Consider the following 19,980-nt stretch of genomic DNA (forward strand, 5'->3'; position numbering starts at 1 on the left):
CCCTCGCTTCGATGCCGCGGCATCCGGGGAAAGGTCGGCTTCCCGACTTTCGCCGGGAGAGCTCAAATCATGCTTTAGCGAGATGAGCGCTGCGCAATCTCAATCGCTTTTCGAGATAGCCGGATTGACCTGCCACTGAACTGTCACCCAGTCACGATTTGAGACCGATTGATGTTTACGCCATCTGGCGCGGTTTGAGCAATCGCCCGACGCGCGGAGCTTTCATCTCGCGCAGCGGGGTGGGCGATTGCGGTGATCAGGGTTCGTGCGTGGTCAGTCGGGGTCTGGTAGTCCAAGGCTGAATGCGGGCGTTCTGTGTTGAACTCTGTCGCCCAGGGCGATGTGACGCGGCACGACAGGCTTGCCAAGGCCGCCTTGAACCGGGACTGACCGACGGGACAGGTGGTCCAGTTCGAGGCATCGAATTTCCCGATCCCCGTCGCCCCGGTTGCTCCGGCAAAACAGAGCGCTAGCCCCGGCAGGACCTGCGCCGAGATCGAACCGAAAATGACGATGGCGCCCTTGTTTTTCGCAAGCTCCGCGCGCGCCGTGCCGCCCTTGGCGTCAATATCGGTGATAATCACCTTCACCCCATGCTCACAAAAAGCATTTCGCCACCGCAGCGCCAATTTTTGTGGCACCGCCAGGCACAATCGCGACTTTGTCCTTTAATTCGCGCATCGTGTGTGACGTCAGCACCCATGGGACAGTTTCAAACTGTACCGCGCCGCTGCTCTCGCAGAGTGGCGCGGTCTTTGTGACGAATAAGCGGCAGTCTCACTGTACAAGCTGAGACAGGCTCGAATTGATCAGACTTCCCCCTCAGGGGCGCTCTTTCAGGCGAAACCTTTGGATTTTTCCGCTTTCCGTTTTGGGCAGTTGCTCCACAAAAATCACGGAACGCGGGTATTTGTAGGGCGCAACCGTTGCCTTCACGAAATCCTGCAATTCCTTGATCTTGCTGTCTGTGGCGGGGACGCCCTCCTTGAGAACCACATGCGCCTGAACGATCTGACCGCGCGCCTCATCGGGCACCCCGATCACACCGCATTCCAGAATATCCGGATGCGCCAACAGAGCTGCCTCGACCTCCGGACCTGCGATATTATACCCCGCCGAGACGATCATATCGTCGGACCGTGACGCGAAATGGAAATAGCCGTCTTCGTCCTCGACGAATATGTCACCGGGCAGATTCCAGCCATCACGCACGAATTTTGTCTGACGATCATCGGCGAGGTAACGACAGCCCACCGGGCCGCGCACCGCCAGATGGCCGGGCGTGCCGCGCGGCACGTCGTTCATGTCGTCATCGACAATCTTCGCGATATAGCCGCTGAGCGGGCGTCCGGTGCAGCCTGCACGGGCGTCTTCGAAGCGGTTGGACATATAGATATGTAGCAATTCCGTGCCGCCGATCCCGTCGAGCATCGGTTTGCCGGTCTTCTCCCGCCAGGCCTCGAACACCGGTGCGGGCAGGGTTTCCCCGGCAGAGACCGCGCAGCGCAGGCTCGACAAATCCGCGCCTTCCTCCATCGCCATCAACATCGCGCGATAGGCCGTGGGGGCGGTGAAACAGATCGTGGCGCGGTGCGTTTCGATGATCTCGATCAGCTCATTCGGTCCGGCCTTTTCCAAAAGAACGGCCGAAGCGCCATAGCGCAGCGGAAAGATCGCCAGGCCTCCGAGACCAAAGGTAAAGGCCAGAGGCGGTGAGCCGACAAACACATCGTCGGGCCGCACATCGAGCACCTCCTTGGCATAAGCATCGGCGATGATCAAAAGATCGCGGTGAAAGTGCATCGTGGCTTTGGGCACGCCGGTGGAGCCGGAGGTGAACCCCAACAGCGCGACATCGTCACGCCCAGTCTCGACCCAGTAAAGATCGGTGGGTTTCTTGAGTGCCGCCAGATCGAGGGCCCCGTCCTGACCCGCCGTGCCATCGAAAGACACTACATGTTCGAGCGTCGGACATTCGCCCAGACAGGGTTCGATCTCGTCGAGCATCCGCATGTCGCAGAGCACGAGTTTGACCTCGACCTTCTCGATATATTGTTTCAGTTCCTTTTTGCGCATCATCGGCATGGTGTTGATCACCACGGCCCCGGCCTTGGTCGCGCCGAGCCAACAGGCTACGAGAGCGGGCGTGTTGGAGGACCGGATCAGGATGCGGTTGCCCGGAACGATGCCGTATTCCTCGACCAGAGCGCGGGCGATCTGGTTGGTCCAGTCGGAAAGTTCTCGATAGGTGCGGCTTCGGCCGGTGCCCGAAACGGCGATCCGGTCGCCAAAGCCGCGTTCCACCATGCGGTCGGTCAGTTCGACGGCGGCGTTCAGATGGTCAGGGTAGGGGAATTTCTCCAGAAGATAGACGGGCTGCGCCTCTTCGGGCGGCAGGTTGTCGCGACAAAACGTGTCGACATGTGCGCTTGGTCCAAGCATGGCATTCGTCCTGTGATGGGAAGGGAAAAGCCCGCGGCAGCGCCAAGAGGGAATGCGCCCTCCGCGGGCGGTCGACGGCAAAGCCCGCGGGCTCTGCCGGACCATTCGGATCAGAAGAGTTTCATCAGACGGAGTTCGGCGACCACGTCGTTTTTGAACCCGTCCTCGACGTAGAGATCTGTCGCCAACATGCCCTGCACCTGAACGGTTTGGGACAGGAAGGTGTTGGCATAGAGCCGCACCTGATCGCGGCGCGTTTTCAGCCCGCTGTAGATCCCATCGTAATCCACCTCGCCGCCGAACTGGCCGGAATAGCCGATGGACATCGAGGCAGTCGGCCCGAATTGCTTGCGAAAGGCGACCTGAACCTGAGAGGCCGGATTGCGGGAGACCTCGACACCGGATTCGGTATGATCAAAGCTGAACGCCACATCGGCAATCGCATCGAGATAGAGGCCGTTGCCCAGCCCCTGAATCAACGCCACCTGCGGCGTGAACGTCCAGGCCCCGCTGCCAAAACTCACATCGCCCATCTCATAGGCGCCGGTCGGTGCCGTGAGAAAGGCCGTGACGCCGACCGTGGTGCCCGTCTCCGGATTGGCGGGTTTCACCGGCCAATAGCTGACGCCCAGCGTCAGATCGCCAATCCCGTCAGAGGTGGGCATGTCCGCGCCACCGATCTCGGCGGTGCTGAAGCTGCCGAAGGGCAGCACGGCCTGAAACATGACGGGTTCGCCGCCGATGTCCGTGTAATGCAGCCCGCGCAGCACGGCGACATTGGCGGTGACCTCGGAAGACGGCACATCGGTACCGCCGAAATTCAGCTCGGTGGCCGAGGAATGTTGCAGATACAGCAGGCCGATATCGGTGCCCGGCGGCAGCATGGCATAGTCGCCCGGCGCGACGTCGATGGCGTGGGCCGGCAGGCCGCCGAGGGCAAGGCCGGCGCCCAGTGCGAATTGGGTCAAGTGACGTTTCATGGTGATTTTCCTGTTGTTTGGCGTGTTTTGTCGGTGTTGCGCACGGGGTTCGTGCGGTTAGAAACGCCCCTCTTCGGGGGGCTCTGTGGGGCCCTTCGGGCCGAGACCACGCCAGCTCCGGTCGAGATAGACCAAGGTGTCGGAGGTGGCGGGATGCGAATGTCTGTCGTTGCAGGTGGGGCAGATGCCCTCGCGCAGCTCTGCGGCCACGACGGTGGCGCCGTCGAGCGGCATGGTTTTGTGAATCTCCGCGCGAAACCATGTGCCGATCCGGCGATAGCGTGGCTCCCCGGTCGGCAAGCTTTCCCAGTCGATATCCGGCCCAAACCGATCCGCCCCCGGCGTCGCGCAGAGAGTCGCGAGGTCGATGTCCTCGTAGCGCGGGAAGTGGATGACCATGGTGCCAGCGGCGAGCAGGGCCTCCGCGACGCGGGAATGGCGCGACAGAGACATGCCGACGAGCGGCGGCTCTGCGCTGATCGAAAACAGCGAACTGACGGTCAGGGCGACAGGGCCGTCGGGCGTGTTGGCGGTCAGGATGGCGACCCCGGCGGGATGATGGCGAAAGGCGCTGCGAAACGCGTCGGAAAGCGGGTCTGTCATAAGGTGGTCTTTCATGTCTTGTCCTCACCATCGGGGGCGGCCGTGAACTCCTGTCGGGAGGCTTGCGGCGCGCCCTGTACGAAGGCGGCTAGATCGCGACGCATCGCTTGGCTCAGGCCCTCAAAGGCGCTGTCCGACCAACCGTTCAACATCGGCGCATCCTGCCAATCGGCGCGGTTGCCGAATTGGAACGGCAGATCGAAACAATGGGTGGCGCCGAGATTGTCGCAGCCGCAAAACGCGCCGAAGGTGCGGCGGATGACGGTTTGGCTGCGGGCCTCGGCGGCCTGCGCGATGGCCTCCGAAAATCCTCCGAATTGTGCCCATGTGGCGCGCGAGACGGTTTCCGCCCATGCCGCCGACCAGCTTGCCGGGCAGCGATGGCCCTGCGCGGGCTGTGCCGTCAGATCGCGGCGCAAGAGGTTCAGCCGTTCGGCCTCTGCCTCGGGGTCAAGCGGCGGCAGAAACACCGACATCTCGTCCCATGTGCTGCGAATATAGAGCGCGCCGACGTGCAGCCGCCCACTGGCGTCCGTTTGCGGCCAGACCGGAAGATACATTGGCGCCATGCGGCCCGGTTCAAACCGCGTCTCGCCCAAGGTTTTCGCCCCGGCGCGCAGCTGTGTCTGCCGGTCCGGACCTGCCGCATCCACCTCCTGTGTGAACCCATGCCGGTGCTCTGCGGACCAAGGCGCAATCTCCGGGATGCTCATCAATGCGACTCGCGAAAACAGCCCCTCGGCCCGATCCCATCCCGCCAAGGCCCAAGCATACCACGCCCCGGCGGATTGCCCCGCGAGCGTCACCCGCGCCGGGTCGCCGCCAAAGCCACGGATGTTGTCCCGGACCCAGCGCAGCGCGGTCAGGATGTCCTCCATCGGGCGGTGCATGTGCGGCGTGCTTTTGTCTTGCGATCCGGCATCTTCGCAATGTCCAGCGGGGCCGATGCGATAATTGAGGGTGACGACGATCATCCCTTCTTTCGCCAGCGCCTCGCCACGGTACCACCGCGCCGAGCCGCCGCCGCTGACCCAGGCGCCGCCATGCAGAAACACCAGAACGGGACAGTCTTTTGCCCCGTCCGGGTGCCATATGTTGAGGTAAAACGCCTCATCGCTTTGCGGATTGTCGGCAACCCCCGGCCCCATGATGCGTTCGAGGCGGCTCGGGAGTTGCGGGAAAACCGGCACGTCGGTGAGCTCTGTCACTGCCTGTCGATCTTCTGCGGGCCGAACTGCGGAGCGCGGGTTCCGCGGATCGCTGAGCCTTCCGTAGCGAAGCCCGAGATGCGCGCGCACCACAGATTTGGGGATAGCTTCCCCGATCAGGGCGGCAGAACCGCCCTGTGGGACTGTATTCACCTGTCTGGACATGATCAGACCAGAGGCGTTGGAGGCGTGATGCCCAAGAGGCTCGCCCCGCCAATCTCATAGCACAGCGGGCTGGCGGCGATGGCGTGGCGTGCGCCGGTGTTCACATCGCGCCAGAGACGACCAAGCGGGCTGCGTTCGGCAAAGGTCGCGGTGCCGTGGATCGTTGCCAGATCGTTCATCACCTCGCCGAGATTGGCGGTCGCATGGGCGCCGTAGTTGCGCACGCGGGCGCGATCTTCGGGCGACAATGGCGTGGTGCCCATGGCCGCCGCATCGATCAGATCCGCCGCCGCCTGAAGGCTCATTTCGGCCGCGTCGATCTTGGCCTTGGCCATGCCGATGGCCTGCACGAAAGCGCCGGAGGTGTTTTGCGGATGATAGGTCGAATAGGTGATCGGGCGCTTACCTGCCGCATCGATCACATAGTCGAGCGCCGCTTTTGCCCCCCCGAGCGGACCGGAGATGATTACCGTCGGGAACATCGACACAGGCGTGAGGCGTTGCAGAAAGCTCGCCTCCGGCGACATCTCGTAGCCCGGCCCAAGGACGGAACCGCCATCGGCGATCTGATCGGCGGGGACCACCACGTTTTGGGCAACGAAATTGTTGCTCCCCGTGCCGCGCATCCCGATGGTGTACCATGTGTCCTTGATAGTGAAATCGCTCTTGTGCAACAGGACAAAGCCCGGCGCGGGGTCTGCGCCTTCGGCCTCGATCACCGCGATGGCGCCAATCGCCCATTCGGAGTTGAGGATGTTGGAGCCCCAAGCCCATTCGCCATTCACCCGGTAGCCATCGCTTTCGCGCACCGCCGTGGCGCCGAGATTTGTGATGACGGAGGCCATGCGTTCGTATTTACCCTTGCTAAAGGCCCGTTTCCAGGCGCTTTCGGGAAAGCGCAGCGCCAATTGCGAGGACACCGAAGAGATCACAGAAATCCATGCCGAATTGGGGCAATAGGTGCCGATCACGGTGGTCACATCCAACAGCATCCGCGCGCCGCCCTCAAAACCGCCATAGGCTTTGAGCGCGTTGATGCCAAAGATTCCAATGCTGTCGAGCGCCTGGATCGAGGCGTCGGTCACACGGCGACCGGCATCGGTTTCGGCGGCATTGTCGCGCAGGATCGGGCCGATTCCATGCACCTTGGCGATCAGTTCCTGTGTCAGGCTTTTCGAAGCGGCGGTCATGCGGAAGCCTCCCCAAAGCCGAAGGCGGCGTTCACGGCGGCCATATCCATGATCTCGCGCACGGCGGTGATTTTGCCGTTTTTCACGGTGAAGACGTCGACAAGTTCGACATCGAGGAGATTGCCATTGTGCAATTCGGCACTCTCAGAGAGGTGCAAAAAGCCCATGCCAGCCGCTTCGTCGGCATAAAGCCCCTTAACCGTCATCTTCAGCGTGCCGGGTTTGAACGCCTCGCCCAAACCGCTGAGAAGCTCGCCGAAAAAGCCGTCCCAGCCTTCATAAGTCTTGGCAATTGGGCAGGTCTTGCCGACTACGGTCCAGGTCATGTCTTCCGCCATGACGGTTTTCAAAAGGGCGATGTCTTGAGTGCTATGGCCTTGCCAAAAGGCCTCGATTGTGGATTTTACAGTCATTGTTTTCCCTGTGGTTGGTAAGGATCACAGCTCTCCTGTCCCCCGGCAAGTGCCGGGGGAGGCTGTGTTTTTCGTGTTTGAAAGATCAGGCGATCAGATGAAGCGCACTTCGTGCTCGGCGCCCAGACGCATGACTTCGGCGGGATCGACCAGCCCGTCGATGGCAACCATGTAGTCGTACATCGTTGCGGTCGGGGACACGACGACGAGCGCACGCGCCAAGGCGCCAGAGCGGTTGAAGATCGCGTGCGGAATGCCCCGCGGCAGGGTCACTGTGTCGCCGGTGCTGGCGGTGATCACCTTGCCTTCGGTTTCGAATTCCAATCTGCCTTCGAGCAGGTAGAGGATTTCGTCCTGTAAATCATGCACATGGGTCGGAACGAAACTTTCTGGGCCGAATTCGGCATGCATGAGCATCGAAGTTTCCGAGACGTGCAGCGGCAGGTAGGGCTCGCCGAGAATGGTCCATTTTTGCCCCTTGAAGCTTTCTCCTGCGAAGGTGGCGCCTTTACTGAATTCCATGTGTATTCTCCACTGTTGGTGCATTTGTTTTTGTTGTCACCTGTCGTCCGAGTGGTCAGATGTTATGCGTTTGACCCAGAATGATCCGGTTTTCCCGATCTTTGACCTTCACGTCCCCCAACTCTCTTGACGGCATGTGCGTTTGAATGCGTAGATGCTTTAAGAATGAAGTTTATTCGGGCGGACCGGATATCCGATTTCTGCAGGGAATGTTCAAATCATGCGGGAAAGTGCAAATTTGGAAAATTCAGCGCCAGCGATCCCGATCGCGCGCCACATGTTGTTGCAGACCTCGGACATCGACGAAGCGCGCGAGCGTGTCGGCAAGGTGTTCTGCCCGCATCGTATCGAATTCGTGGGCAATGCGCGCAAGCTCGACTTTCATCAAAGCTTTGCCTCCATCGGTCGGCTGGCGCTCAGCTACGTCAGTTACGGTGCGGAGGTCGAAATTGATGCGGGCGTGCCGGAAGACTGGTTTATGGTGCATACGACGGATCGTGGCCAATGCGGGATGCAGATTGGCGGGCAGGATGTGCTAGCCGATTCCAGAACCGATGCGGTCAGTTCTGCAACTACCGGGCTAAAGATGCGTTGGATGAACAATTGTGGTCAACTCGTGCTCAAAATCGAGCGCCGCGCTTTGGAAGATCATTTATGCCAGTTGTTGAACGATGAACTGCGGACGCCGATCGAGTTTCTGGAAGGAGCTCCGTCCGAAAGTGCTCAGGCTTACCGTCGGATGTTGAATTTCGTGGTGAGTGAAACCGAACACGAAGAGAATTTTTATAATTCCCCGATGGGGCTGAAAAATCTCGAAGGCACCCTGATGACACTCGTTCTCACAGGGTTTCGCAATAACTATTCCGAGGCTTTATTACACTCCGCCCAAGGCGTTGCTCCACGTCACGTGCGTTTGGCAGAAGATTATATCCGTGCCCATGTTGATGAACCGATTTCAATTTCTGATGTGGCCGCTGCGGCTGGCGTGAGCCAGCGAACACTCTTTGATGGATTTCAACGCTTTCGCGATAAAACGCCTATGGCTTTTCTGAAGGCCATACGCATGGAGGCGGTTCGCAAGGAACTTCTGCGCGCGGATGCGATGGCTTCGGGCGTCTCCGTGACCTCGATTGCCGTGAATTGGGGGTTCACCAATCTCGGGCGCTTCGCCGAAAGTTATCGCAGGCGCTATGGTGAATTACCCTCTGTCACATTGCGCCGCTGAGGGAGAGTGAACGGATTTCCTATGCTTGGCTCAGGAACCTGAGGAGCCCTAGTTTCCTAGACACCTGCCTTGTTCAGTTTGCGCCGTCCTGCTTCGAAGTCAACGGGCGACAGCATGCCGTTGTTTGTGTGCTTGCGTTTCGGGTTGCAGAACAGCTCGATGTATTCGAAGATATCGCGCCGAGCTTTTTCGTGGGTTCGGTCGGTTCATCGCTTGGTTTTCTCCCGCTTCAACAGCTGAAAAAAGCTCTCTGCCACCGCGTTATCGTGGCAATTTCCCTGACGACTCATCGAGTGTTCCAATCCGTGCTCTCGTAGAAATGCGGCCCATTCACGGCTGGTAAATTGCGCGCCTTGATCTGAGTGGACCAGTAAACCCGGCTCTGGTTTGCGCTGCCAGATCGCCATAAGCAGGCCTGCACATCCAGCTCAGACGTTTGGCGGGAATGAACTGCCCACCACACGCCGAGAGAACAGATCGATGAATGAACCCTGTCACGCCATTGGTCCTAGTGACAATGGCGAATGCGGAGATGCCAAACGCCTTCCGTCAATTGCAGGATCATATGCTGCGCAAGGACGGCGGCGACCGGGAAATGGTCGACATCCTGTCATTGGTTCTTCAGCACAATGAAGAGGATGTCTTAGGAGCTGTAGAGCTAGCCCTTGAAGCAGGCATGCCCACCAAAACGCACATCCTGAATCTGCTGCACCGATTGATCGACCGCAAGCCGACAGATCACCCCGAGGTCGATCCGCCGGACGCACTGGCATTGCAAACAACGCCCGAGGCCAACGTCGATCGTTATGACGGGCTGAGACGGATTGGGGAGAAACGCCATGCGTCATGACCCGGCCGGAGCCTCTATCGTCATCATCTCAAGCTCTACGGCATGGCAAATGCGATTGAAGACTTGGTCGCCCAGGGCGCGCCCGCATTCGAGGCTGCCACACCAATGTTGTCACAGCTCCTCAAGGCCGAGCTTGCGGAACGCGAAGTGCGGTCCATTGCCTACCACACGAAGGTCGCCCGCTTCCCCGCATACAAGGACCTGACGGGCTTCGACTTTGCATCGAGTGAGATCAACGAAGCGACAGTGCGGCAGCTGCACCGATGCGAGTTTATCGAAGCGGCCGAGAATGTCGTTTTGATCGGCGGTCCCGGAACGGGAAAGAGCCACACAGCCACAGCAATCGGCGTCCAAGCGATTGAGCACCACAGGCGCAAGGTCCGCTTCTTCTCGACCGTAGAATTGGTCAATACGTTGGAACAAGAAAAAGCGCTCGGCAAAGCAGGGAAGATGGCTGAGATGCTGATCAAGGTCGACTTGGTCATCTTGGACGAACTTGGGTATCTGCCGTTCAGTTCGTCCGGAGGCGCGCTTCTCTTCCACCTGCTCAGCAAGCTCTATGAGCGCACCAGTGTGATCATCACCACCAACCTGAGCTTCTCAGAATGGGCGCGTCTTCGCGGATGCAAAGATGACCACCGCTCTCTTGGATCGGCTCACACACCGCTGCCACATCTTGGAGACCGGCAACGACAGCTACCGCTTCAAAGCCAGCGCCAAAGAAGCAAAGAAAACAGGAAAGGAGACCAAAACATTGACCGCGTCATGAACAACGACGCATAACTGAGGGTGGGTTAAATCTCGGTGAAAATACCGGGTCAGTTTCCAGTGACAATCAACACGCTAGAGTTTCAAAGTGCCCGAGCCCGGCGCCGTTTTTTTGAGCAAGCTGAAGATTCTTACGGTTTCGTCGGACATGAGGCTTTCGCCGCGCTTGACCAAATTATAAATACAAGCCAACCTGTTTTTAAAAGAGGGACAGATGACTGTAACGACACGCCGCACCCAAGACCAGCGCAGTACCGAAACCCGCAGACTTCTGCTTGCGGCGACGGTGCATATGTTGATGGATGTCGGCTATGCCAACACCAGCACCTCGGGCATCGCCAAGCGTGCGGGCGTGTCTCGCGGGGCGCAGACGCATCATTATCCCAGCAAGATGGCGCTGATCGTCGCCGCCACCGAAGAGATGTTCGCGAATTTCGCCGCCGGGCTGGAGGCGCTCGCTGCTGAAATGCGGAGCGGTGCGCTGGATTACGACCGGTTTTTCGAGGCGGTCTGGGACGAGGTGCGGCATGGCGACTGGTTCTATTCCTCGCTTGAGATCATCGTTGCGGCGCGTGGCGACGCAGACCTGCGCCAACAGCTCGCACCGCTGATCCTCGATCTGCACGAGCGGCTGGAGGTAATCTGGTCGCAGACCTTCGTGGCGGTGAACCCCGATGTGGTGACCTCGCGGGTGGCGCTGAACTTGGCGATGAATGTGTTTCGCGGCATGGCCGTGCAGGCGGTACTGCGCAGGGATGAGGCCTATTTCCGAGAAATGGTGATGACGCTCAAAACCATGTTGGCGGTGCATATTCGTCCCGCAAGCGGTCCTTTGTGATTTTCTTCCTTACCAGTTTTCGCGCGTGGTGCGCGCATAAAACAAACAATACGGTCGGTTTTTAAGTTGAGGTCGACACATAACAAAGCGGTAAAAAGCCGCAGTCCACACAGAAACGTCCAACAGGAGTAACAGATGAATAAGCTAACGACTTTTCTCACCGCAGCGACCCTTGTCGCGGCTCCCGCCCTTGCTCAAGACGACGCCTGGGAAACCCAGGGGCTTTCGGATGGCGCCATCACCATCGGTGTGATGGGGCCGTTCTCCGGCAATGCGTCGTCCTACAGCAAAGCCCTGATCGGTATGATGGCCTATTACGACAAGGTCAACGAAGAGGGCGGCGTGCATGGCCGCAAACTGGTCGCGGTCCAGGAAGACACCGCCTGCGACAGCGCCAAAGGCCTCGCAGCCGCCAAGAAACTGATCTCCCAGGACGAAGTGTTCATGCTTCAGGGCAACTCCTGCTCCGGCGTGGCGCTCGCGCTGCGTCCTACGATTGAGGAGGCTGGTCTGCCGTGGATCGTCGCCCATGCGGTAAGCGATTCGATCTCCGATCCGCTGGCAGGGAACATCTTTCACGGTGTGCCGACCGGCAGCGCCAACGGGCACGCCATGGCGGCCTTCGTGCTCTCCAAGCCGGACACAAAGAACGTTGCGATCATCGAGCATTCCAACGACTGGGCGCACAGCTATTCCAACCCGGCGCGCGATTATCTGAGAGAGCAAGGCGTCGAGCCGACCGCCGAGCTGACCATGGAGCGCGGCCAGACCGATGCCACCGCGCAGGTGCTGAAGCTGCGCCAGAACAAGCCCGATTTCATCATCGCAGCGCTTTATGAGGCGGAAACCGCGATCTTCCTGCGCGACCTGAAGAAATACGGCATGGGTGACATCCCGGTCATGGGCACCGCTGGTACGGACCTTGAGAACACGCTCAAGCGCACAGGCGATTTCGAGACCGTGCAGAACTATTACGTGATCCACTCCTATGTGGACAATCTCGACGGCGAGAAAATGAAGCCCTGGGCCGATATGATCCACGGATACTACCCGGACGAAGAGCTTTCGACCTTCTCCTTTGTCTCCATCGGGTCTGCCGAGGCGCTCGTCTCCGCACTCGAAGCCGTGGGGCCGGATCTCACCCGCTCGAAACTGATCGCGGCGCTCGAAGAGGTGCGGGACTTTGACACCGGTATCCTGTCCGATCCGATCACCTGGACCCCCGAGGATCACCAAGGTGTGAAAGGCTCTGCCGTGGCCGGTTTCGTGGACGGTGAACCGACCGTTCTCAAAGCCTGGGGCCAGCCCTACTAAAGCGTTTCAGCTCAAACCTGAATCCGGGTTTGAGCTGAAACGCAGTGCAACGTCCAAGCGAAGAAGGCGTTTCGGCTTTACGAGATAGATCAAGTTAAAATCGAAACGCTTTAATTTCCTCCCCGACTGACAGGCTCCGGCGCACTGACGCGCCGGACCTTTTCAAGGAGCAATACCGATGCTGATGCAGCTGACATTGGGCGGATTCGCCCAAGGGGCGATCTATGCCCTCATCGCCCTTTCTCTCACGGTGGTTTACCGCTCGACCACGGTTGTGAACTTTGGCCATGGCGACTTCGTGATGGCAGGGGCCTTTCTTTCCTACGTTCTGGTCGTGCTTGCGGGCATTGCCTTTCTCCCCGCGGCCGTTCTCGCGATGATCGCCATGTTCGTGCTGGGGGTGTTCTTCAGCAAAGGTCTGATCCGACCCATCCGGGGCGGTCCGCACATCGGACTGGCGCTCATGTGTATCTCCGCGGGCTACATCCTGCGTGGGATCGCGCGGATGGTCTGGGGCCGCGAAGTCCTCCCCATGCCGCCTGTTTTCGATATCGAGCCGATCTTTCTCGGCAATCTCGTCGTTACGGGCGATGCGGTCTTTATCATCGGGACGGTCTTTGTCCTCTTGGTGGTCTTCTTTGGCCTTCTCGGCCTGACAGACCTCGGCAAGATGGTGCAGGCGGTTTACCAAAGCCCGCGCGGCGCCCGCCTCATTGGCCTGAACGTCGAACGGTTCAATGATTTTAGCTGGGGTGTCGGGGCCGCGCTTGGGGCACTGGGTGGCATTCTTGTCGCGCCAATCTCGCTCCTGCACCCGGACCTTGGCGCCTCCTTCCTGATCAAAGGCTTTGCCGCGATGACACTCGGGGGCTTCGGTTCTCTGGGCGGCGCGGTTCTGGGCGGTATCCTACTGGGGCTCGCGGAACAATATGCCGGGGCCTACATCGACAGCGCCCTGATCGAGATCACCGCCTATGTCTTCATTGTGCTGGTGCTGTTCATTCGTCCGCATGGCCTCTTTGGCCGCAAAGCTGTGGTGAAGGTGTAAGAACATGAGTACGACCATGCCAACCTCCCGCCAACGCAGCCTCCGCACCTGGGCCTTCTGGGCCGTTCCCGTGCTCTTGCTCCTCACGCCATTGGCGACCAACGCCTATACGCAATTCATCGTCAACGGGATGCTCATCTCGATCCTCGTGACCCTCGGATTCACGCTCGTGATCGGCAACCTCGGCCAGCTCGCCTTTGCCAACACCGCGTTTTTCGGAATCGGCGCCTATGCCTCTGCGATCCTCTCGGCCAAGCTCGGCCTGCCCTGGATCATGACGATCCCTCTGGCGGGTGCGCTCGGGGCGCTCGGCGGCTTTCTCGCCTCTTCCGCAGCCCTTCGCGGCATCCGTTCCTATTATCTCGCGATCATCACGCTCGCGTTCGGCGAGTTGATGCGGTGGGCCTATCTGCACACCAAGCCGCTGACCGGCGGCACCGATGGTCTGCCCCTGCCGCGTGAGACCATGTTTGGCATCTCGCTGAGCGATGACACGCTAAAGTTCTACATCTTCCTCGCGGTGACCGCCGTTCTGGTCAAAGCCACGCTGAACCTCCTGCGCTCTCGTTTTGGCCGCGCCGTCATGGCGGTGCGCGAAAACGAAGTGGCCACGGCCTCTCTCGCCATTCCAACCGCGCGGGTGATCCTCACGACCTTCATCTGGTCCGGCTTCCTCGTGGGCTGTGCAGGCGCGCTGTTCGCCCGCCATGTCGGCCATGTCTTTCCCGAAAGCTTCGGCATGCTGCACCTCATTGCGTCCTTCGCGATGGTGCTGGTCGGGGGCCTCGGGTCTGTCCTCGGCGCGGTGCTCGGAGCAGTGGTCCTGACCGCTTTACCGGAATATCTGCGGGCGTTTCCCGGGATGGAGGAACTGTTCTTCGGTCTCATCGTCGCCGCCGTGCTGGTCGCCATGCCGATGGGGTTGGCAAGCCTCCTGCGCCGCCTCTCGCCCATCTTCGTGGAACGCTATTACAGGGAGGAGTCGTGATGAGCGAACTTCTGCAAGTGAACGGATTGAGCGTCCGATTCTCCGGCCTCACGGCCTTGGACGATGTCACTTTCACCCTTGAGGAAGGCGCGGTACGCGCCGTGATCGGGCCGAACGGAGCGGGCAAGTCCACGCTGTTCAATGCGATCTCTGGCTATGTCACGCCGACCTCCGGTACGGTCCATCTCAAGGGCCAGGAGCTGACCAAGCTCACGCCGCATGAGATCGCCGAACAGGGGGTCCGCCGGACCTTTCAAAACGGTGGGCTGTTCCCGGCGTTGACGGTTCTCGAAAACGTCCTGACCGGGCTCCATGCCCAGATCGAAGGCTCGTTCCTCGACATCCTCTTGGGTCGCTCTAAGGCGCTCAAATCCGAGGCCGAGAACATCCACCGGGCGCGTGAGCTGTTGAAACTCATGTCGATGGATCACATGGCCGACACGCGGGCAGGCGACTTGTCCGGCGGTCAGCAACGGATCGTCGAAATCGTGCGCACCGTGGCCTCCGATCCGCCTGTTCTGTTGCTCGATGAACCTGCCGTGGGTCTGTCTCCCGTCGCCCGTGCGCAGATGATGGAGATCATCCATCGCCTCGCTGGTGAAAAAGGGGTGGGCATCCTGCTCATCGAACACGCGGTGGAACTCGTGATGGCCGCCGCCGACCGCATCCTAGTGATGGCGGCGGGCGCGCGCATCGCCGAAGGAACACCCGATGAAATCCGCGAAGATCGCGCAGTCTTGGAGGCTTACCTTGGACACTCCTGAACCGCTTCTCAAAATCCGTGACCTGCATGTGGGCTACGGCAAAAAACCGATCCTGCGCGGCGCGACCTATGACGTGCTGCCTGGGGAATGCCTCACGCTTTTGGGCGCGAATGGCTCCGGCAAATCGACCTCGCTCAACGCCGTTTGCGGCTTTGTCAAACCGACCTCCGGCTCGGTGTTGTTCGACGGGATCGAGACGGCGGGTCTCTCGCCGCACAAGATCTTTGCTCATGGCATCGCGCAAGTCAGCCAGGCCCGCGATCTCTTCCCCGATCTCACGGTCGAGGACAATCTGCGCTTGGGCGCCATGCGGCGCGGGGGCAAGGAGATCAGCCAGACCCTCCAACTGGTCTATGAGCGCTTTCCGCGTTTGGCCGAGCGCCGCAAACAGCCGACCCGCACCCTTTCGGGCGGCGAACAACAGATGGTCGCCATCGGGCGCGCTCTGATGTCTCGGCCCCGGCTGTTGTTGCTTGATGAACCCTCGGGCGGCCTGTCTCCGCAATTCTGCGAAGAGATCGCCAAGATCATCGACACGCTGAAAGAGGATGGGGTGACCATGTTGATGGTCGAACAAAACCTCAACCTCGCTTTCCGCGCTGCCGACCGCTTTATCGTCCTCAGGGACGGCGAGGTGGTGGACGGCGGCGATGTCCGCGCCATGGCGGGCGACCACGACGCGATTGTGCGCGAAATCTATCTCTGACAAAGGACTTTAAAATGACCACGCTGCATGACGATCTCATCGTCTTCGACGGGCTGATCATCTCGGACTGGGGCCGCCCCGTGTTCGAGGCGATGGCCCAGGGCGGGCTGACCGCAGCCAATTGCACCTGCTCGGTTTGGGAAAACTTCCGTGACACGATGCTGGCCATCGGTGCCTGGAACACCCAGTTCCGCGACAACGCCGACCTGATTGTTAAGGCCAAGACCGTGGCGGACATCCGCCGCGCCAAGGTCGAAGGCAAGGCCGGCATCGTCCTTGGCTTTCAGAACACCACCGCTTTTGAGGACCGTTTGGAAACCATCGAGCTCTTCAAAGAACAGGGCGTCGGCATCGTTCAGATGACCTACAACACCCAGAACCTCGTGGGCTCTGGATGCTATGAGAGCACAGATAGCGGTCTGTCGGATTTCGGCCATGAGGTAGTGGCCGAGATGAACCGCGTCGGCATCCTCTGCGATCTCAGCCATGTGGGGCCGAAGACCTCCGAAGATGTAATTCGCGCATCGAAAAAGCCGGTCGCCTATTCACATTGCCTGCCCGCCGGGCTCAAGGCGCACCCGCGCAACAAATCCGACGACCAGCTCCGTTTTATCGCGGATCACGACGGCTTTGTCGGTGTAACGATGTTCCCGCCCTTTCTGGCGGCTGGCAACGGCGCGACGGTGGACGACTACGTGGCCGCGATCGACTATATCGTGAACCTCGTGGGCGAAGAACGTGTCGGCTTTGGCACCGATTTCACCATGGGATACGGCTCGAAGTTCTTTGAGTACCTGAACCGCGACAAAGGCTATGCCCGCCAGCTCACGGAAATCTGGGAGGTCGAATTCCCCGACGGTCTCGAATCCATTGCCGATTTCCCGAACCTGACCGCCGCTATGGAGCGGGCCGGGTGGTCCGAGATCAAGATTCGCCGCGTGATGGGCGAGAACTGGCTGTCGCTGCTCGACCGCGTTTGGTGATCTCCGGCGCCGGGGCATTGCCCCCGGCGTCTATGGTGTTTGCGGGTCAGGATGTTCCGAAACGCCTCAGCTCAAGATCTGTATCTTACGGGTGGCGTCCGGCGACAGCATGGTCGTCATGATGCGGTTGCGGAACACCTCTACATGGCGGGCGGCGACGCGTTCGGCGCCCTCCGTACCCTGCTCGCGGATGCCGGAGAGTGCAGAATCCTACGCTACGGCGGTTTGATCACTTTTTTGACCACCTGTATTCACCGGTGAGAAAGGTGTGGGCCCAGGATTGCCGAGTTCTCCTGACTGAAAGCGCCTTGGCATCAGACCAAAGTGCGCAGCCACTGGGGGAGAGCGAAATCGGCTATAAAGGTCATTCTTTATGAAATTTTGTATCAATAGACTGTGCCGGCGGGATTCAGCCCCATTGAAAAGAAAAGATTTTTAAGATGTTGATAGGTAATGTCAGATGGAACGCCACAGTTGTGGGACCCGGCATAAAATGACCATTCCGGCACAGATCAAATGACCATCGGCAACCCAAGTTGCCGATGGTTTCTTTTTACTTCAATGACTTAATCCTGTTTTTCTCGTTTGCGCTACTGTCTTTGACGCATGTTCGATGCCGTGCTCCGTGCCCTTGCCGATCTCCGCCCTGTTGCGGACAAAAGGCGGCTGACTGACTACCCGACGGTTGCGGGCGATGCTGGAAGAGGGGTTCAGGGCTGAGGGGCCGATGATCATCGAAGCGCTTGTCAGCAGCGCGGAATATGACGAGCTGGTTCTGTTTAAGGATAAGTAGGCGCTCCTCGCGGGAAGGCGCACAAGAGCTTGGGCCGGCCGCAACAAACGTAGCGCTTTAGGGTGCTTCCTGTGTCCAGGACCGATGACCATAATAGCAAAGATCGGCCTTTGACGGACCTATCGGGCGGCGTTGACGACATGAACTGCGAGCGTGTGAGCGGCAACGTTACATCCGCATTCGGCAACCGCGTATGCCAGACATCCTCGGGCTGGATGTCCACGACGCGCTCCGCCCTCTCGAATTCTGCGGCGCGGGCGCGGGACCAGTCGATTCTGGCCCTGCCCGTCAGCAAGAGTGCCTCGCCTGTGGCAAAATCAGGAATGAACAATCCTGCGCGGCCGCAAACCTCGATGTTGCCAAGTGTGTTGTAGTATCGATTGCCCGCATAATCCGGAAAGGAAAGTGAGCCGTCCGCATTCAGACGCAAGACACCAGGCATGCCCCCGCGATGGGAAACATCCGCACCGTCTTCTGCGTAGGTCGCGATGAAGAAGGTGTCCGCCGAAGAGATAATCCGCTGTGCAGTCACATCGTCGATTGCAACGCGTTTACCTGCGTCAGGCGGAAATGACGTCGCAGGCGGTCGGATATCGCGCGTCCGGATGTATTTCGGGCAGTTGCCATAGCTCTGTTCGACATCAATCGACAGAACGTTCTTTGTTGCGGCAGTGATGACCCCATTCACACGGTTGCGCCGACGGGTCGCAAAGTCCAACCCAAGCACCGCCGCCTTGCTGCCTGGTCGTAGGTCCAGACCCAGCGGGTCGGTAAGCACTGGGTAGGTGTGGGCGATCAGCCGTGTGGGTGTTGCTTGCGCCCCGGTTGGCAGCGGGCAAACAGTCGCCCAAGGCCGGCCCTGCATATCCCGCAGGCCGACAAACAGCGCCGGCAGGCTTTCAAAGAAAGCCTGATGTTGCGGGGGCATCTCCGCCCGGATGGCGCGGGCAGCGCGTTCGCGATACTCTGCCGGAACACCGGTGCGGTCCTGCACTGCGCGTTCGCCCGCGTGGAAAACGTAATCAGGCCGGGTCATGGAGCTGTCCTGCACAGGTCAAAGGCCAAGATCGGACAGGCCCGGATGATCGTCAGGGCGCCGACCGAGTGGCCAGTGAAACTTGCGCTCATCTTCGCGGATCGGATGCTCGTTGATGCTGGCATGACGGTGCGCCATCAAACCGTCTTCGGCGAAGTCCCAGTTCTCGTTGCCATAGGCCCGGAACCATTGCCCGCTGTCATCTCGGTATTCATAGGCATAGCGCACGGCGATGCGGTTGCCGGCAAAGGCCCAAAGCTCCTTGATCAGGCGATAGTCCAGTTCGCGTGCCCATTTGCGGGTCAGAAAGGCCTCGATCTCGGCGCGGCCCACCGGAAATTCGGCGCGGTTGCGCCAGCGGCTGTCCTGCGTATAGGCCAGCGTCACCTTCGCTGGATCACGGGAATTCCAGCCGTCCTCGGCCAGGCGGACCTTTTCCTTGGCACTATCTTCGGTGAATGGGGGGAGCGGGGGGCGGCACATTGGCATGTCCTTTTTCAGTTGAAGGGGGGGAGAGGCAGGCGGCCGGATAGGGCCCGGCCGCACTACCAGAGTCAGGCTGCGATCTCGGTTGAATCGACCACCGGGAAATCGATCTCGGTCTGGGCCAATTCGTTCAGGTAGTTGGTCCAGACGTTCAAAGCGACATGCTGCACAATTTCGATGATCTGGCCGTCGTCATACCCGGCCTCACGGACATCGCGCAGATCCTCTGCGGCGACGCGTCCTCGCGCGCCCACCACCTTGACGGCAAACCGCACGGCGGCATCCGCCTTGGCGTCGTTGGAGCGCCCGGCACGGTTGGCCGCGATCTCGGCCTCGTCGAGTTTGGCGAGGTTCTTGCCAAGGTAAGTATGGGCAGAAAGGCAGTAGTTGCAGCCGTTCGCTTGCGCCACTGCCAAGGCCACCCGTTCGCGGGTTGCGGCGGGCAGACGGCCTTTGCCAAGGGCACCGGACAGGCTGAGGTACCCTTCCAGCGCGGCCGGGCTGACACTGGCAAGACGGAACAGGTTGGGGACCGAGCCAAGCTGTTTTTCGACGGCTTGCAACAGCGGTTGCGATGCGTCAGGCGCGGCTGCGATGTTGATGGGATAGGGAATGCGGGACATGAAAAAGCTCCTTTGCTTGTGGTGTGAGGTAGATT

At 60.0% G+C, this 19,980-nt stretch carries 18 protein-coding genes and 4 pseudogenes; 10 read left to right on the forward strand and 12 right to left on the reverse strand.

All coding sequences use genetic code 11. The features are described 5' to 3' along the window. Positions 1–143: 143 nt before the first annotated feature. The 8 genes and pseudogenes from B30_RS21960 to B30_RS10165 all read right to left on the reverse strand — a co-directional run. Positions 144–347: pseudogene (locus B30_RS21960) on the reverse strand (integrase core domain-containing protein); the annotation flags it as partial. A gap of 475 nt (positions 348–822) precedes the next feature. Then, positions 823–2,442 (reverse strand): AMP-binding protein, encoded by a 1,620-nt coding sequence (locus B30_RS10135; RefSeq protein ID WP_009571970.1) that lies wholly within the window; start codon positions 2,440–2,442, stop codon positions 823–825. Between the two features lie 110 nt (positions 2,443–2,552). Continuing rightward, positions 2,553–3,422 (reverse strand): transporter, encoded by an 870-nt coding sequence (locus B30_RS10140; protein WP_009571971.1) that lies wholly within the window; start codon positions 3,420–3,422, stop codon positions 2,553–2,555. Positions 3,423–3,479: 57 nt separating this feature from the next. After that, entirely contained in the window at positions 3,480–4,040 is a 561-nt protein-coding gene (locus tag B30_RS10145) for a flavin reductase family protein (RefSeq protein ID WP_009571972.1), read from the reverse strand. Continuing rightward, on the reverse strand, positions 4,037–5,233 hold the full coding sequence (locus tag B30_RS21375) for a carboxylesterase family protein (RefSeq protein WP_009571973.1): 1,197 nt from the start codon (positions 5,231–5,233) through the stop codon (positions 4,037–4,039). The genes B30_RS10145 and B30_RS21375 overlap by 4 nt, the downstream gene beginning before the upstream one ends. 167 nt (positions 5,234–5,400) lie before the next feature. After that, on the reverse strand, positions 5,401–6,588 hold the full coding sequence (locus B30_RS10155; RefSeq protein WP_009571974.1) for an acyl-CoA dehydrogenase: 1,188 nt from the start codon (positions 6,586–6,588) through the stop codon (positions 5,401–5,403). Further along, on the reverse strand, positions 6,585–7,001 hold the full coding sequence (locus B30_RS10160; protein ID WP_009571975.1) for a nuclear transport factor 2 family protein: 417 nt from the start codon (positions 6,999–7,001) through the stop codon (positions 6,585–6,587). The genes B30_RS10155 and B30_RS10160 overlap by 4 nt, the downstream gene beginning before the upstream one ends. 93 nt (positions 7,002–7,094) lie before the next feature. Beyond that, entirely contained in the window at positions 7,095–7,523 is a 429-nt protein-coding gene (locus tag B30_RS10165) for a cupin domain-containing protein (protein ID WP_009571976.1), read from the reverse strand. Between the two features lie 220 nt (positions 7,524–7,743). On the opposite strand from B30_RS10165, the gene B30_RS10170 reads away from it, so the two are divergent. Then, positions 7,744–8,748, forward strand: a complete 1,005-nt coding sequence (locus tag B30_RS10170; protein ID WP_009571977.1) for a helix-turn-helix domain-containing protein — start codon at positions 7,744–7,746, stop codon at positions 8,746–8,748. 56 nt (positions 8,749–8,804) lie between these two features. Here the strand turns inward: B30_RS10170 and B30_RS22515 are convergent. Beyond that, positions 8,805–9,230: pseudogene (locus B30_RS22515) on the reverse strand (DDE-type integrase/transposase/recombinase); the annotation flags it as partial. 47 nt (positions 9,231–9,277) lie between these two features. Between B30_RS22515 and B30_RS10175 the strand changes: the two are divergent. The 9 genes and pseudogenes from B30_RS10175 to B30_RS10215 all read left to right on the forward strand — a co-directional run. After that, positions 9,278–9,598 (forward strand): annotated as a pseudogene (locus B30_RS10175) (IS21 family transposase); the annotation flags it as partial. Continuing rightward, positions 9,588–10,367 (forward strand): annotated as a pseudogene (gene istB, locus B30_RS10180) (IS21-like element helper ATPase IstB). The pseudogenes B30_RS10175 and istB, both read left to right, overlap by 11 nt. Before the next feature lie 213 nt (positions 10,368–10,580). Further along, complete coding sequence (locus B30_RS10185; RefSeq protein ID WP_009571980.1) at positions 10,581–11,204, forward strand: TetR/AcrR family transcriptional regulator; 624 nt, start codon at positions 10,581–10,583, stop codon at positions 11,202–11,204. 135 nt (positions 11,205–11,339) lie between these two features. Then, entirely contained in the window at positions 11,340–12,518 is a 1,179-nt protein-coding gene (locus tag B30_RS10190; RefSeq protein ID WP_009571981.1) for an ABC transporter substrate-binding protein, read from the forward strand. 178 nt (positions 12,519–12,696) lie between these two features. Continuing rightward, positions 12,697–13,566, forward strand: a complete 870-nt coding sequence (locus B30_RS10195) for a branched-chain amino acid ABC transporter permease (RefSeq protein WP_009571982.1) — start codon at positions 12,697–12,699, stop codon at positions 13,564–13,566. Positions 13,567–13,570: 4 nt separating this feature from the next. Further along, a complete protein-coding gene (locus B30_RS10200; RefSeq protein ID WP_009571983.1) occupies positions 13,571–14,554 on the forward strand; it encodes a branched-chain amino acid ABC transporter permease in 984 nt (327 codons plus the stop codon). Beyond that, positions 14,554–15,318, forward strand: a complete 765-nt coding sequence (locus tag B30_RS10205) for an ABC transporter ATP-binding protein (protein ID WP_009571984.1) — start codon at positions 14,554–14,556, stop codon at positions 15,316–15,318. Before B30_RS10200 ends, B30_RS10205 begins: the two co-directional genes overlap by 1 nt. Further along, entirely contained in the window at positions 15,305–16,024 is a 720-nt protein-coding gene (locus tag B30_RS10210; protein WP_040402295.1) for an ABC transporter ATP-binding protein, read from the forward strand. Before B30_RS10205 ends, B30_RS10210 begins: the two co-directional genes overlap by 14 nt. A gap of 14 nt (positions 16,025–16,038) precedes the next feature. Then, a complete protein-coding gene (locus tag B30_RS10215; RefSeq protein WP_009571986.1) occupies positions 16,039–17,007 on the forward strand; it encodes a dipeptidase in 969 nt (322 codons plus the stop codon). A 779-nt stretch (positions 17,008–17,786) separates the two neighbouring features. Here B30_RS10215 and B30_RS10220 read toward each other — a convergent pair. The 3 genes from B30_RS10220 to B30_RS10230 all read right to left on the reverse strand — a co-directional run bounded on the left by B30_RS10220 (position 17,787) and on the right by B30_RS10230 (position 19,945). After that, positions 17,787–18,836, reverse strand: coding sequence for a pyridoxamine 5'-phosphate oxidase family protein (locus tag B30_RS10220; protein WP_009571987.1), 1,050 nt, complete (start codon positions 18,834–18,836; stop codon positions 17,787–17,789). Between the two features lie 18 nt (positions 18,837–18,854). Next, positions 18,855–19,319, reverse strand: coding sequence for a nuclear transport factor 2 family protein (locus B30_RS10225; protein WP_009571988.1), 465 nt, complete (start codon positions 19,317–19,319; stop codon positions 18,855–18,857). Between the two features lie 71 nt (positions 19,320–19,390). Continuing rightward, on the reverse strand, positions 19,391–19,945 hold the full coding sequence (locus tag B30_RS10230; protein ID WP_009571989.1) for a carboxymuconolactone decarboxylase family protein: 555 nt from the start codon (positions 19,943–19,945) through the stop codon (positions 19,391–19,393). Positions 19,946–19,980 lie beyond the last annotated feature (35 nt).

The sequence above is a fragment of the Celeribacter baekdonensis B30 genome (assembly GCF_000299875.1).
Taxonomy (GTDB): domain Bacteria; phylum Pseudomonadota; class Alphaproteobacteria; order Rhodobacterales; family Rhodobacteraceae; genus Celeribacter; species Celeribacter baekdonensis_A.

Bases quoted from the DNA above. Each gene is read 5' to 3' on its own strand.
- B30_RS10135 (WP_009571970.1), bottom strand. From the start codon at position 2,442: ATGCTTGGACCAAGCGCACATGTCGACACGTTTTGTCGCGACAACCTG.
- B30_RS10140 (WP_009571971.1), bottom strand. From the start codon at position 3,422: ATGAAACGTCACTTGACCCAATTCGCACTGGGCGCCGGCCTTGCCCTC.
- B30_RS10145 (WP_009571972.1), bottom strand. From the start codon at position 4,040: ATGAAAGACCACCTTATGACAGACCCGCTTTCCGACGCGTTTCGCAGC.
- B30_RS10155 (WP_009571974.1), bottom strand. From the start codon at position 6,588: ATGACCGCCGCTTCGAAAAGCCTGACACAGGAACTGATCGCCAAGGTG.
- B30_RS10160 (WP_009571975.1), bottom strand. From the start codon at position 7,001: ATGACTGTAAAATCCACAATCGAGGCCTTTTGGCAAGGCCATAGCACT.
- B30_RS10165 (WP_009571976.1), bottom strand. From the start codon at position 7,523: ATGGAATTCAGTAAAGGCGCCACCTTCGCAGGAGAAAGCTTCAAGGGG.
- B30_RS10170 (WP_009571977.1), top strand. From the start codon at position 7,744: ATGCGGGAAAGTGCAAATTTGGAAAATTCAGCGCCAGCGATCCCGATC.
- B30_RS10185 (WP_009571980.1), top strand. From the start codon at position 10,581: ATGACTGTAACGACACGCCGCACCCAAGACCAGCGCAGTACCGAAACC.
- B30_RS10190 (WP_009571981.1), top strand. From the start codon at position 11,340: ATGAATAAGCTAACGACTTTTCTCACCGCAGCGACCCTTGTCGCGGCT.
- B30_RS10195 (WP_009571982.1), top strand. From the start codon at position 12,697: ATGCTGATGCAGCTGACATTGGGCGGATTCGCCCAAGGGGCGATCTAT.
- B30_RS10200 (WP_009571983.1), top strand. From the start codon at position 13,571: ATGAGTACGACCATGCCAACCTCCCGCCAACGCAGCCTCCGCACCTGG.
- B30_RS10205 (WP_009571984.1), top strand. From the start codon at position 14,554: ATGAGCGAACTTCTGCAAGTGAACGGATTGAGCGTCCGATTCTCCGGC.
- B30_RS10215 (WP_009571986.1), top strand. From the start codon at position 16,039: ATGACCACGCTGCATGACGATCTCATCGTCTTCGACGGGCTGATCATC.
- B30_RS10220 (WP_009571987.1), bottom strand. From the start codon at position 18,836: ATGACCCGGCCTGATTACGTTTTCCACGCGGGCGAACGCGCAGTGCAG.
- B30_RS10225 (WP_009571988.1), bottom strand. From the start codon at position 19,319: ATGTGCCGCCCCCCGCTCCCCCCATTCACCGAAGATAGTGCCAAGGAA.
- B30_RS10230 (WP_009571989.1), bottom strand. From the start codon at position 19,945: ATGTCCCGCATTCCCTATCCCATCAACATCGCAGCCGCGCCTGACGCA.